Genomic DNA, 14,001 nt, shown 5'->3' with positions numbered 1-14,001 from the left:
ACTGAATCATCTCCAGGTCACGTGCATGACTAGGCGACTTTCTGGCCTTCCTGCGGCAGATCGACCGAGCTACGCCCGCAGAACTTGACCTGCATATCATCCTGGACAACAGCTCGACTCACAAAACGCCGGCCATCAAGCAATGGTTGGAGAAGCACCCGCGTTTCAAACTGCACTTCATGCCGACCAGTGCTTCGTGGCTGAACGCAGTGGAAGGCTGGTTCGCGCAGCTGGAAAGGCGGGCACTGTATCGTGGTGTCTTCACCAGCGTGGCCGAACTGAAAGCGGCTATTCGTCAATTTATCGAGGCCCACAATGACTTTCGGCTAAGCCTTTCAAGTGGAAAAAGACGGCTGAATCAATCATCAGTTCTGTAAACAAAGCAAAGCTGGGAGCGATAAAGAATAAGTTATTGAATTAACCGCTCAGGACAGTAGCCACCCAAACAGGTTTGACATGAATATATAACCCCGATCTGCGCTCAGGCCAGCCCCGCCCCGCTAATTTGGACTCTTTTGCCGTGGAATGTTCTGCGTTTTTTGGTCATGAAAAGCTCCGCGATAGATATATTTTCCACCTGTCGGGATGTCCGTTGAAATCAGACCACTACTGTCTTTTGGAGGAGGCGAATTTTTTGTGGTCCCCCGGCGCCAAATGACAGGGGAAGCATAGTCAAGACCGAAAAGTATACTTTGATAAAAAACATGCTAGCCCCAAGTCGATGTGTGTCAGCATAAGATCTAACAATTAACAGAGTGCCCACTAAGCAGGCAGTGATAAGCACCAAGAACTAACCCGATCAAAATCAAGAATTTTCTTGGCCTGTATCAAGAGCCTGCTTATCTTGTTTCTATGCCGCCCCCTTTAATATGTGGCTTGCCAGTGATACGGCAAAAATTAAACAATATCGCTTTAGGTAGGTGTGAATATATGAAACTCGTTAAGTCTGCTATTGCTGTTGGTATCTGCTGTTTTGCTGCTCAGGCCATGGCGGCAGATGGTGAGATTAACTTTACCGGAAGCGTGACTTCCAATACCTGTTCTGTTGTCGTTAGCGACGTGAACGGTGGCGCGGGTGGTAATGTTTCGCTGGGTAACGTGCCGAGCACTGCACTGAAAAAAGCCGGCGATGTGGCGGGTGGTGGCGCATTCCAGTTGACGCTGAGTTCGGCTGATGCAGACTGCGTTCTTGCAGGCAAGTCCGCGACGGTGCGTTTTATCAGTCTGAACGGTGCTTCCGGGAACAACGGTGAATGGATCGGTATTGCCGGTGGAGCCGGTGCCGCCAAGAACGTTGCCGTTCAAATCAAAGACGCTACCGGTGCTGACGTGCAACTTGGCCAAGCCTCCAGTGAATACGCTGATTTGACCAAGCCGCTGCGTTTTACCGCCAACTACATCGCTACCGGTGTAGCAGAGGCAGGTACGGCCAACGCCAAAGCAGCGTTCAGTATCGATTACAAGTAAGTCGAGAATCTGGAGAGTATTCCTCTGGATTTAGATCTGTCGCTACCTATTCTGCTAATGGCTGATAGGTAGTGACGCGTTGTGCGTGAATGTTCAGCTGAACACCATCTCTCTGCGGAGCGCTAAATAAAGCAGGCTTCAACAGTCTGTTTTATTGGCCGGTATGTTGGTTTTTTACGTGAGAGGCTATCCCGCATATTGGGGGAAATATGTTTTTAAAGTTTAAGATCTACACTTTTTATTGTATTTTTGGGTTCGGCGTTTTAGTGGCTGGCGCTTGTTATTCGCCGGTCGCCTTCTCCGGCGTGATGTTAAGTGGTACCCGTATCATTTTGAATGCGGATGAACGTAATGTTTCGACTGTCGTTAGTAATATCACGGATAAAGACTACGCCGTACAAGTGTGGGTCAACGGTCAAGAAGACAACAATAATGCACTGTCGCCATTTATTGCAATGCCGGCGTTATTTCGGGTCAGGGCTGGGGAAGAGCAAGTAGTCCGGATTATCAAAACACCGGGTACACTGCCTCTGGATCGTGAGTCGGTGTTCTATTTCAATGCACAGGAAATCCCGATCGCTAGTAAAAATGACGAAAACGCATTAAAAGTCGCGATTCGCACGCGGGTGAAGTTTTTTTACAGACCGGAAAAGTTAGCCACAAAGCCTGCCGACGCTCCTGGCCAACTGCAGTGGAAGTTAGTCAATACCGCCTCCGGAAGTAGCCTTCGCGTAACCAATCCTAGCCCATATCACATTACGTTTATCGGCATTAAAGCGATGGACGGTAATAACGCTATCGAGTTGAGCGACGTAGCGATGGTGGCGCCCAAGTCGAGCCAGGAGTACCCGCTGGAGCATAAGGTCGGGGCGCAAAAGGTCGATGTCGAATTTTCGGTCATCAATGACTACGGCGGATATAGCGCTCCGAGCAAATCAATAGCGTCATTTTGACCCTTTCACTTTTGATTCTCTGAGCGTTAGCCCATCGGCTGAGTGAGAGTTTAGATACATAGAGGTTTCTGTGCGCATTTGTTTGAGATTAAGGGAAGTCGCAGTCGGTTTGCTACTGATTGCTATTTTTGCACGCGTAAATGCGCAAGAGCTTGAGTTCGACTCTGGCTTTGTCAGGGACTTTGACCATTCAAGTGGAACCTCGAATGTCGATATAGCGGCCATGCTTAAAGAACGCGACATCGGTCCTGGCAGGTATGTGGTGGGCATTACCATTAACCAGGAGTACTTCGGGCAGCGAGAAATATCCTTTACCCGACTACGTCAGGACTTGATGCCATGTCTCTCGCCAACCCTGCTCACTGAGATGGGGGTGAAGACTGCTGTTTTGCTTGATGCCACTCAGCAAAGCGTGACATGCGTTGATCTGCAGTCTCTGGTCAAAGAATCTTCGATCCATTTCAACAGTCAAAAACTTTTGCTAGACATTAGCGTGCCGCAGATTGCTATGGAGCGCGATGCCCGTGGCTACGTCTCGCCCAAAGAATGGGACAGTGGCATCAATGCGAGCTTTTTGAACTATCAACTATCGGGGTCGCAAAGCAAAAACCAACAACAAACTGCGACGGGTTACAATCTATACTTGAACGGCGGGATGAATCTTGGTGATTGGCGCTTACGCTCCAGTTCGTCTTACCGAAAAAGCGGGCAGTGGGAGCATGCCACCACTTATGTGCAACGCGACTTGCCTGGCACCGCCGGTACCTTGTCCCTAGGTGAAAGTGTAACCCCAGGTGATATGTTTCAGAGTATTCCGTTTCGCGGTGTTCAACTATCGACTGACGTCGACATGTTGCCTGATTCCCTGCAGGGCTATGCTCCGATTATTCATGGCATCGCTCAGACGCAGGCCAAGGTCGAGATCCGTCAGCACGGTTACTCGCTATACACCACGTACGTGGCACCGGGCCCTTTCGAAATCAGGGACTTGAACGCCGCAACCGGTAGTGGTGACCTCGAAGTGATCATCACCGAAGCCGACGGCACTGAACGGCGTTTCATACAACCTTATGCGACCCTGGGTAACCTGTTGCGTCAGGGGACCTGGCGCTACAGCGTGACGGCCGGGCAATACAATGAAAACAATGAGAACAGTGACCGCCCAACCTTTACCCAAGCGTCGTTCGCCTACGGTTTGCCGAGCGATTACACGCTTTCGGTCGGTGGGCTGTTCAGTGATGCCTACCGAGCCTGGCAGATGGGTGTGGGTAAAGGCCTCGGCAGCCTGGGGGCGATCTCTCTGGATGCCACCCAAGCCACAACCGATACGGCGCGCGGCACCTTAAGCGGTCAAAGTTACGGTATCCGCTACGGTAAGGCGTTTGATAGCGGCACCAGCATTCGTTTTGCCGGCTATCGCTATTCGACGCAAGGCTACCGCGACTTTGGCGAAGCAGTTTTTCAGAGAAACGCCAATTATGACGCTCTAGATGCCTATCAAGGCATCAGCCGCCGCAGCCGCCTGGAGGCCAACATCTCACAAAGTCTCGACAGTCGAGCTTCGATTTATTTGAACCTGACCCAGCAGGACTATTGGGGCTCGTCCCGCCAAGAGCGTCAGCTGCAGTTTGGCGTAAACACCCAGATATCCAAGGTGAACGTCGGCTTGTATGCCAGTAAAAGCTTGAGTGACAGCGACTACCAAGGGGCGCAGATAGGATTAACATTCACCTTTCCACTGGGCCAGCAAAGCGCGAGCGTGAGCCTTAACCGTAACACCGACGGCTCTAACGATCAGCGTCTGGGCATGAGTGGCATGGCGGGTCAGTACAACGATGTGAACTACAACGTTGACATGCTACGCAGTGAGACTTCTGCCAACACCGGATCCGCCTCCGTTGGCTATCGAGCCCCATGGGCCCAGTTGAGTGGCGGCGCCAGCAATAGCCGCGATTACAAAAGCGCTAACATCGGGATGTCCGGATCGGTGCTGGCCCATGCCGGCGGTATTGAGTTGGGCCAGAGCATGGGTGAAACCATGGCGTTGGTAGAAGTTAAAGACACCCCGAACGTAGGGGTCAACAATGCCCCAGGCTCACTGACCAACAGCAAGGGTTATAGCCTCGTGCCTTACGTACAGCCGTATCGCAAGAACCGCATTAGCCTGGATACCAGCCAACTCGATACCAATACAGATATCGATAATGGCGTGAAGACCGTTATTCCGCGCCGTGGTGCGGTCGTACTTGCCCGATTCGATGCCAGCCACTCCCAAAAGGTGCTGGCCACGGTGCGCTTGAAAAATGGGGTATTTGTACCCTTTGGTGCGGCAGTGCTGGATGAAAAAGGACGGAAGGTCAACGTTATCGGGCTGGGCGGGCAAGTGCTTCTTGCGGTTGCCGATAGTCATAAGTTTCAGGTGGAGTGGGGAGCAAGTCAGGCGCAACACTGCAGTCTGGATATTGATTTTGAGGAAACTGAAGATGATGGTGATTTCAAGGTAGTGAACGCTTACTGTAACTAAGTAGCTCTGGTGTGATGTCGATGTTAGAGGTCCGGCGGCTTTCTTGATGTAATCGAGTCATCAGTCTGAACGTCTTTTGTCCTACGGCATCGGAGCTTATGCTGTTACTACGAGGTGAGTCCTTTGGACAACATTTCAAGTTCGCCAATCAGGGGCAGGTGATAGTTAGTATTAGCGATGCCACACTCGACGGTCATAGTGTAGAGCTTGCGCGGGGCGGATCTATCGAGGCGAGCGCGGACTCTTATGGTTCATCAATAAAGGTGGCGCCGGGTGACTTCATTCTTCCGATCAGTGGTGGGCCGCCCGCCCGAGGTTCTGTCTGGTCTCTGCGTGTGGAGTGCGGATTCCACGGCCATCCGGCCACCTATTCCATGAACATACGGCCACTGATTCCACGGTGATCCGGCCACCCGTTCCACGCTCATCCGGCCACCCTTAAAGCAGGCAGCAACGCAGGATTAATTCACTACCATCGACCTCTTTTATCGAAGCGGAGAGGTCGTCGTGGAGCGGTTATCCATGCGTAAGATTCGAGAAGTACTACGTCTCAAATTCGAGGTCGGCCTATCTGCCCGCCAGGTCGCTGTCAGCTTGCAAGTGGGTCGAGCCAGCGTCGGTGAGTACCTCAATCGCTTTGCTGCCAGCGGCCTGACTTGGCCGTCTGCGCTAACGGACGCCGAGTTGCAACGGCGGCTTTTTCCACCGCCGCCCGCCGTTCCCAGCGATCAGCGTCCGATGCCCGACTGGGCATGGGCTCATGCCGAGTTACGTCGCCCCGGCGTCACCCTGGCCCTGCTTTGGCAAGAGTATCGGCTCAGCCACCCGCAAGGTTTCCAGTACAGCTGGTTCTGCGAGCACTACCGCCTCTGGGCCGCCAAGGTCGACGTGGTCATGCGCCAGGAACACCGTGCCGGCGAGAAGCTGTTCGTTGATTACGCCGGCCAGACCGTGCCAGTCATTGATCAGCGAACCGGCGAGATCCGCCAAACGCAGATCTTCGTCGCCGTCCTCGGCGCATCCAGCTACACCTTCGCCGAGGCCACCTGGTCGCAGAAACTGCCCGACTGGCTGGGCTCGCACGCCCGCTGCTTCGCTTTTCTTGGCGGCACATCGCAGATCTTGGTGCCCGACAATCTGCGCAGCGGCGTCACCAAGGCGCATCGCTACGAGCCGGACATCAACCCCAGTTACCGCGATCTCGCCGAGCATTACGGCGTAGCCGTACTGCCCGCGCGTTCGCGTAAACCCAAGGACAAAGCCAAGGTTGAAGTCGGCGTACAGGTCGTCGAGCGGTGGATCCTGGCGGTGCTGCGCAACCGCCAGTTCTTCTCCTTGGGCGAACTCAACACAGCCATCGCGCTGCTGCTGGATCGCCTCAATCAGAAGCCCTTCAAGAAGCTGCCCGGCTCACGCCGGTCAGCCTTCGAGACCATCGACCAACCTGCGTTGCAACCGCTGCCGGAACACCCTTACGTCTACGCCGAATGGAAAAAGGTACGCGTACACATCGACTACCACGTCGAGGTCGACGGCCATTACTACTCGGTGCCGTACCAGCTGGTGAAGCACCAACTCGAAGTGCGGCTAACCGCTAAGACCGTCGAGTGCTTCCACGCCAACCAGCGGGTGGCCAGCCATCTGCGCTCGCCGCACAAAGGCCGCCACACCACCCAAACCGAGCACATGCCCAAAAATCACCGCGAACATGCCGAATGGACGCCGCAGCGACTGATCCACTGGGCAGAGCAGACAGGCCCGAATACGGCCGGCGTCATCGCCTACATCCTCGAACGCCGGATCCATCCGCAGCACGGCTTCCGCGCCTGCCTGGGGATCCTGCGCCTGAGCAAACAGCACGGCGAAGAGCGGCTGGAAGCCGCTTGCCAGCGAGCGCTGGCACTGGGCGCGTGCAGCTACAAAAGCCTTGAATCGATCCTGCGCCAAAGGCTGGAACGGCTGCCGCTTGCCCAGCAAAACCTGCCGTTACTGCCCGAAGAACACATCAACCTGCGCGGCCCTGGTTACTACCACTGACCTGAAAAAGGAGCACCAAAATGCTGCCCAACCCGACACTCGACAAGCTACAAACCCTGCGCCTGCACGGCATGATCAAGGCGCTTGGCGAACAACACGCAACGCCTGACATCAACGATCTCAGCTTCGACGAACGCCTCGGTCTGATGGTCGACCGCGAGCTGACCGAGCGCGAAGACGCCCGCCTGACTACTCGCCTCAAGGCCGCACGACTGCGCCATAACGCCTGCCTGGAAGACATCGACTACCGCAGCCCGCGCGGCCTGGACAAATCTCTGATCCTGCAACTGGGTAGCGGCCAGTGGCTGCGCGACGGCCTGAACCTGATCATCGGCGGCCCAACTGGCGTAGGCAAAACCTGGCTCGCCTGCGCGCTGGCTCATAAGGCCTGCCGCGACGGTTACAGCGTGCGTTATCTGCGCTTGCCGCGCCTGATGGAAGAACTGGGCCTGGCCCACGGCGACGGCCGCTTCGCGAAACTGATGGCGGGCTATGCCAAGACCGACTTGCTGATCCTGGACGACTGGGGCCTGGCGCCGTTTACCGCTGCGCAACGGCGCGACATGCTTGAACTGCTGGACGACCGTTACGGCAACCGCTCGACGCTGGTGACCAGCCAAATGCCGGTGGACAAATGGCATGCGCTGATCGGCGATCCAACCTTGGGCGATGCGATCCTCGACCGGCTGGTGCACAACGCTTATCGGATCGAACTGAAGGGCGAATCGATGCGCAGACGCGCAACGAAATTGACGGCGACAGAGACTTCAGACTAACAATGCAAACCTGCGTCGCTGCGCTCCGACTGCCCGGCCGGATGACCGTGGAATAGGTGGCCGGATGTTGGTGGACTGAGTGGCCGGATGGCGTGGAATGCGCAGTGTGGAGATTCATCCGCTGATTCCCGTTTCCGAAATGCGCATCCCAGATGCCAAAACACTGGAAGCTCATTTCACCTTCGAGGTTGGAAGTCATTGAGTTCGTCGGTGTTGCACGAAGGATTATTGAGTGGCGGCATCAGTTATGCACGAAGCCCTGCGCGCGATGAGATCAGACCGACGGATATCGGATGGCAGTGCGCGGCTGCCCAGTGACAGGCTGATGACGTTTTCCAAGGTAACGCCGCACCTGGCTGATCATCGAGCACTTCAGGTAATGAGTAGACTGCCTACGAGTTCGTTCCTTTTAACTGCGTTCTACCGCAATAGCCAAAGTGGCACGACGCTAAGTCGTAGGGAGGAACCAGAGTGTCGGGTATTTCAGCAGGGTTAACTTGACTTGTTAAAACTATCTAATATTACAAGCCCGACATGTGCCGGGCTCTTGTAACGATAGTCAACGCGAGGGTCTATGGATAAGTCAACGTCACTCGGTATTTCCCAAAGTTTGCTGGTCGCCCTGTACTATCTATTAGTGTAAACAATTGTTTGTTGTCATCGCTGTTGTTTTTACGGTTGGCGACCAATTGTATCTGCGCACCTGATCGGCTTATTGCTTCAACCTTTTGCTGAGGAGCGATCCATGGAGTGCCCGTTGACCGGGCCGCAACCGCGGCTGGGCAGTGCTCTAGGGAGAGCTGTGCTGTACGGGGTTCTTCGTTGTTCACAATGGATTGTGTACACGGTGTTTCGACAATATTTCCATGGAAATGAATCACCCCTTGAATTGTGGGGGGGGCGGCGATGCTTAAGGAGGAGAAGCCAATCAGCAGGTTTAACGCCACGATTTCTATACGCATGCCAACACTCCAAGCTTTGAGGGGACTATGAAGAAGCATAGCCCCAAGAAAAGTTTGTGTGTATGACGGCTGTCACATTCTTGGATGATGAGGCTGTAGTGCTAAACTAATGCCTAGTACTGCTCTAAGTTGCCCCTCAGCGTGAACGAGCCCCATGAAAGACAGGACACCCCGATAGGTGGGAAATGCGTCTATCGAGGAATTTTCCATGACCGAAAAACGCAGAACATCCCACGGCAAAAGAGACCGAATGGCCAGGGCTAACCTGAACGCAGATCGGGATTATATCTTCACGTCACAGCTGTTTGGATGGCGACGTCACTTATTTATAAGTAAGTGTAAAGTTAGCACTTGCATTCGCGATACCTGGTTCAGGCCCCGTTGCAGAGTCGCTGGTCTGAATGTACCGGGCTTTGAGGATTAGACTCATACTACCATCCTTGACCTTGGTAATGGGGGTTGGAATGCCTAACGGCATTGGTGTAATGCCGTCCTTGTGAAGAACCTGCACCGCAACACCTTTGGCCGTGGAGTCGGAGGTTAAACCTAAAATGCCGTTCGCAGGGTCAATCAAGGTGGAGCCTTTTGCACTTTCCAATAATAGGGTGGCATTGGAGTTTTGATAAAAGTTCCAAGACTGATTCGGGTAAGTACCGGCAGTGCAATCTGTAAGGGGGATTTCGAATTCATTGGTTTCGGTTTTACTGCCCTTACCTTTAAATTGCCGGCGCTCTATGTTGCCCATTGGGACTTTTATAATTCTTGCGCTTGCAGGAAGTGAGCATTCTGAACGCACTACTGAGCCCGTTACGAAAATAGAGGTGACGTTCTCCCCCTTACTCATGTACTTTACTATGGAATATGGGCTTGTTAAGTTAGATGCACCCATAGGGATATCATTGCTGATTTTGACTAGTGTAAACTCTGTCCAAATATGGGTGAAGCTAAACTCCGTGTTGACTTTTAGGATGAAAGGAGGGTAGGGAAATTTACTAGGAGTGGTTTCAACATAAGGTACAGTGCCCTTAAGACCTTGGGATCTGACGATTATTCCAACGCCTGGAATATTTGTTTTAACAATAGTTGCTTTTATGTTGTAATCTCCGCCTTCGATTGACGGCATGGTTATACCACTCACTACGGACCCGTTGAGAAGCACTTCTAAAGTGTCATTCTTTTTACAATAAAAGTCTTGGGAGTGAGAAAAAGCCTGGTGGTAAACTCCAATTACAGAACCAATAGGAGCGTTGCGCGGTACGTAGTTTGCCCCAAAGTCAAATGTCGGCCATGCATTACTACTACTGGTGCATGTTGCAAAAGAGGGATTGCTAAGTAATGTAAGAACACTTACCGTGAGGGCTAGTAGTAGTTTTTTTCTAGAATTTGACATTCTTAATTTAAATCCTGTGTAATTAATCGTGGCGGCTAAATAATAATATAAATATTTGGTAGTGCTTAGGTTTCTCAAGGTTGTCATCAACTTTCGTCTCCTGCTAGATATAGCGCTTTGCAGATTGTCGATTCCTCATAATTATGAATAAAACATCTTTATCCCTAACGGAATACGGTGAGATCAAGGTGTCGAGATTAAAGGCGCTGTAAGACGTAGAGAGCTATCTGATCCCACATTATAACGCGTTGCGCACGCATTCTTGGTGGGATGGGTCTTGACTTGTGGCAAGAGCGATCTTGGTCTGGTAGCTCTTGGGTGAGGCGGAGGACGAATGAGAAAACGCTCTTCCATTATGAGCGTTCAAATACTCGGTGATGTTAATTTGCTCATGCCCTGCGAAGTTTTCTTAGGCAACGCTAAGGGCCAATTTTATCTCTTCCAGCGCAGCGCCAACTTCCAATATCATTTGCTCAATGCGGATCCTGTCGGCGTCTCTTTCTAGTTCTTGCTCAATGGACTCACTGAGTTTTAGCAGTCGGTCTGAATGAATGATTCGGGCAGAGCTTTTTAGTCTATGGACGGTGCTTTTGATGCTGGTTAAATCTACACTCACAATAGCGGCTTCAAGTGCTTGGTAATCGGCTTCATTGCTGGTCACCAGATCACGCATGAGCTCCTGGCGTTTTTGCTCAGGCAAGGCAGAAAGAAAACCTGTCGTCACTTGGTCAAACCCTTGCTCTTGCGCGGGTTCGAGCCGCGTCGGCACATAGTGAGCGAGTGTTGAAATGCTGACGGGTTTCAGCAGGCAGTTGTTCATGCCCGCATCGAGGCAATCACCCACTATGACTTCCAGCATGCTAGCGGTCACGCCGATAATTGTGCAGGGTCTGGCTTGTAATCGCTGTTCCAGCTTGCGTATTTCTTTTGTCAGCGCTATCCCGTCCAATTCAGGCATGTTGTAGTCGGTGATGACGATGTCGATCTCGGCGTCCTCCCATTGGAACAATGCATCCAGACCGTTTTGAGCCAGGATCGGCGTGTGCCCCAACAACTCAATCTGCGCTTTGAGCAATTTGAGGCTGGGGGCATGATCCTCGGCAATAAGGACATTGAGTCGGGTTGAGGTAGTGGGGGATGCAATCATCGCGGTGTTTGAATCGGATGTGTCAGACGTCGCAGAGATGACTGCCGACATACGCAAGGTGACCGATGTACCCTGGCCTTCAGCGCTGGTGATCTTCAGATCACCGCCCATGATTTTGCTCAGGGAGTGACAGATTGAAAGCCCCAGCCCGGCGCCGCTGTTATGGGTGATTTTGGTTCGGGTGAAGGGTGTGAAGAGTGTCGCCTTTTCTGCTTCAGGAATGCCCTGGCCGCTGTCTTGTACGGTGATGCTGAACCCTATGGCAGCGGCTTCGTCGACTTGACCAGTAACAGTGACGCTGACACCACCGGTTTGCGTGAACTTGATGGCGTTGCTTAATAAATTTGAGAGCACTTGCTTGATCTTGAATTTATCGATGGAAACATAAGCGTCGGAATACGAATCGAACGTCGTCTTGATCCAAAGGTCTTTGTGCTTTGCCGCGCCCTCGAAAATCATAACAACGGGCTCGATCACCTGCCGCAGCGTGGTGGTCTCCAACTGCAATCTGGTTTGCCCTGACTCAATGCTGGAAACATCCAGAATGCCGCCCAACAGTTCAAGAAGACTCAGCGCCGACTCATGGGCGGCCTGAATGGCTTCGCGGTTTCGTGTGGTGCTTTTGTCCCTGACCAACGTCAGTTCGAGCATACCGATGATGGCGTTCATCGGCGTTCTGATTTCATGGCTCATGGTCGCCAGGAAAATAGACTTGCTGTTATTGGCGTTGTCCGCGGTTTCCTTGGCTTGGCGAAGTTCTTCGAGAATCTGCAAGCGGTCGCCGATGTCCAGCCATCCACAGACCACGCCGATAATCCGTGCATCGTCGTCTCTCAGCGGCTGGATCCAATGGTAAATTTCGAGATTCTTGGCATCGAGGGATAATGTCTGATCACTTGAAATGGCCACGCCGTTGCGTATGACCTCAGCATAGGATTTTTCCCATTGTGCATAGATCGGTTGGCTGATCAGTTTGTCGAGGGAAAGGTTGCTGGTCTTTGAGTCGGCTGACGGGTTAAAGGTGCGGGCGTAAGAGTTATTAAACAATATCAGGACACCGTCACGATCTCTCACATAAATGGGGTGAGGAATACTGTTGACCATGTTCTGCATCAGGCTCAGTTGCGTCTGCAGATTCTTTCTCACGATGGTTTTCTTGAAGATACGTTTTTTGAGGAAGGCGATCCAGATGCAAGTGGCCAATAGCAGAACGAACAGGGCGCTGAGTACTTGATAGATCAGTAGACTGAGACCTTCCCAGTACAAATTGTCAGTGGCGGCGTTGGCACGCCAGCGCCCTGTTATGACTGCAATCTCGCTCGGCGAAATTTTTAGCAGGGCTTTTTGAATGATAGAGATGAGCTCGCGGTTGTTCGGGTTCGCTGCTATTGCAATGTTAGCTGAGGTACCCATGAACATACTTGAGATTTTTAGTGTGCTCTCATACTTATAAGCCAAGTAATAACGGGCTTGATTGGTCGAGGCGATAGTGAAGTCGGCTTCACCGTCTCTGACCAAATTCAGTGCATCGGCAATGTTGTCAGTACTGAGGATCGTGAGCGAGGGGTAGTGATTTTTTATATAGGTCTCAAGGGCATCCGACTTGGGCAGGGCGATGGTTTTAACGTCGGAGGCCGAGAGAGAGAAATTATCCGGTTCAGCCTTGCGAGTGATGAGGGTATAGGGTGTGCTGGAAATGGGGTTAGTGAAGAGGTATTGGCGCTTACGATCATTGGTCTCGGCTATCAAACTCAGGTCGACGGCATGGGCGTTAAGTTGTTGGATCGCGGAATGCACAGAGTGCGTTCTTACTACACTAAACTTCAGGCCAGACTCAAGTCTGATCAATTCTAGAATATCGGACGTCGAGCCGCTGAACTGGCCGAGGCTGTCGAAAAAAGCATAAGGGGCTAGGTCTTCGCTGATGGCTATTTTGAAGGTTCTGTTGCTATTGAGTAGACTTTTCTCCTGACTGGTCAGCTGTTGCAGGAAGTCACCTGCATTGCATTTTAGGGTCGAGACCCACCAACTGATCGATTCTATTTTTTTGCATTTACTGCGGGTGCTCAGGTGTTCGTTTAGTATGTTTTTCAGCACCGAGTCGGAGGATCTGAGTGCAAATCCGATTTTTTCGTCAGCACTTGCCACCGTGGTGTTGGTGGTGAGCTGGTTGTTGAAGCTTTGGTTGACCAGATAGCTAGTGCTGACAGTATCGCCCAGATAGGCCTGCGAGTTGCCATGTAGAACGGAGGAAATGGCATTGAGCGGTGAGTTATAGATCTCGATAGTGGTACTGCGGAAACCATGAAGGATGTCATCACTTATCAGACCATTTTCGGTCGTGGATATCTTGGAGCGCGGATCACTGAGATCGATATTGAGCAACGAGCCGGTCTTTGAGTAGAGCGCAACTCGGGTAAAGGTATATTCGTCAGTAAGGTCGGCGCCATACTTACGGGCTTCGGCTTCTGTACTGGTATCAATCAGATCAATCTCGCCTTGAGCCAAGGCTTGAAAGGCTTGTGCCCTGCTCGAATATCGTTGGAGTTCAATGTTAACCTTCAAGGCACTTTGCAAGCCCTTGAGGTATTCGGCCGTTATACCCTGAAGTTCACTATTGGAGTCTGTGATGGTGAAGGGAGGATAGTCAGGAGAGGTGACACCCACTTTCAGTGTGCCTTTTACCTTCAGCCAGCGTGTTGTCTGTTCATCCATCGGGGAGGAAAGATCAATGGAGCGGTTCAC

General features: G+C 52.2%; 8 protein-coding genes and 1 pseudogene. 6 read left to right on the top strand and 3 right to left on the bottom strand.

What is annotated here, in order from left to right; genetic code table 11:
- Positions 1-35 precede the first annotated feature (35 nt).
- From ACYZTM_RS11360 to istB, 6 genes and pseudogenes are all read left to right on the top strand, one after another.
- A pseudogene (locus ACYZTM_RS11360) lies at positions 36-421 on the top strand (IS630 family transposase); the annotation flags it as partial.
- A gap of 509 nt (positions 422-930) precedes the next feature.
- On the top strand, positions 931-1,467 hold the full coding sequence (locus ACYZTM_RS11355; protein WP_461988695.1) for a fimbrial protein: 537 nt from the start codon (positions 931-933) through the stop codon (positions 1,465-1,467).
- A gap of 209 nt (positions 1,468-1,676) precedes the next feature.
- On the top strand, positions 1,677-2,420 hold the full coding sequence (locus tag ACYZTM_RS11350; RefSeq protein ID WP_461988693.1) for a fimbrial biogenesis chaperone: 744 nt from the start codon (positions 1,677-1,679) through the stop codon (positions 2,418-2,420).
- Between the two features lie 109 nt (positions 2,421-2,529).
- A complete protein-coding gene (locus ACYZTM_RS11345) occupies positions 2,530-4,944 on the top strand; it encodes a fimbria/pilus outer membrane usher protein (RefSeq protein WP_461988692.1) in 2,415 nt (804 codons plus the stop codon).
- A 522-nt stretch (positions 4,945-5,466) separates the two neighbouring features.
- On the top strand, positions 5,467-6,981 hold the full coding sequence (gene istA, locus ACYZTM_RS11340; protein ID WP_461986317.1) for an IS21 family transposase: 1,515 nt from the start codon (positions 5,467-5,469) through the stop codon (positions 6,979-6,981).
- A gap of 20 nt (positions 6,982-7,001) precedes the next feature.
- Entirely contained in the window at positions 7,002-7,757 is a 756-nt protein-coding gene (gene istB, locus ACYZTM_RS11335) for an IS21-like element ISPsy14 family helper ATPase IstB (RefSeq protein WP_025163932.1), read from the top strand.
- 572 nt (positions 7,758-8,329) lie between these two features.
- Here istB and ACYZTM_RS11330 read toward each other — a convergent pair.
- The 3 genes from ACYZTM_RS11330 to ACYZTM_RS11320 all read right to left on the bottom strand — a co-directional run bounded on the left by ACYZTM_RS11330 (position 8,330) and on the right by ACYZTM_RS11320 (position 14,001).
- On the bottom strand, positions 8,330-8,719 hold the full coding sequence (locus tag ACYZTM_RS11330; RefSeq protein WP_131061810.1) for a type 1 fimbrial protein: 390 nt from the start codon (positions 8,717-8,719) through the stop codon (positions 8,330-8,332).
- A 322-nt stretch (positions 8,720-9,041) separates the two neighbouring features.
- The gene (locus ACYZTM_RS11325) at positions 9,042-10,196 is read right to left on the bottom strand and encodes a fimbrial protein (RefSeq protein WP_461988689.1); all 1,155 of its coding nucleotides are present in this window, start codon (positions 10,194-10,196) and stop codon (positions 9,042-9,044) included.
- A gap of 322 nt (positions 10,197-10,518) precedes the next feature.
- Complete coding sequence (locus tag ACYZTM_RS11320) at positions 10,519-14,001, bottom strand: transporter substrate-binding domain-containing protein (protein WP_461988687.1); 3,483 nt, start codon at positions 13,999-14,001, stop codon at positions 10,519-10,521.

This window comes from Pseudomonas sp. MDT2-39-1, assembly GCF_054898085.1.
Note: the sequence above shows the minus strand (reverse complement) of the source record. Positions and strands in the feature narration are given on the sequence as shown.

Bases quoted from the DNA above. Each gene is read 5' to 3' on its own strand.
- ACYZTM_RS11330 (WP_131061810.1), bottom strand. From the start codon at position 8,719: ATGCGTATAGAAATCGTGGCGTTAAACCTGCTGATTGGCTTCTCCTCC.
- istA (WP_461986317.1), top strand. From the start codon at position 5,467: ATGCGTAAGATTCGAGAAGTACTACGTCTCAAATTCGAGGTCGGCCTA.
- ACYZTM_RS11355 (WP_461988695.1), top strand. From the start codon at position 931: ATGAAACTCGTTAAGTCTGCTATTGCTGTTGGTATCTGCTGTTTTGCT.
- istB (WP_025163932.1), top strand. From the start codon at position 7,002: ATGCTGCCCAACCCGACACTCGACAAGCTACAAACCCTGCGCCTGCAC.
- ACYZTM_RS11325 (WP_461988689.1), bottom strand. From the start codon at position 10,196: ATGACAACCTTGAGAAACCTAAGCACTACCAAATATTTATATTATTAT.
- ACYZTM_RS11350 (WP_461988693.1), top strand. From the start codon at position 1,677: ATGTTTTTAAAGTTTAAGATCTACACTTTTTATTGTATTTTTGGGTTC.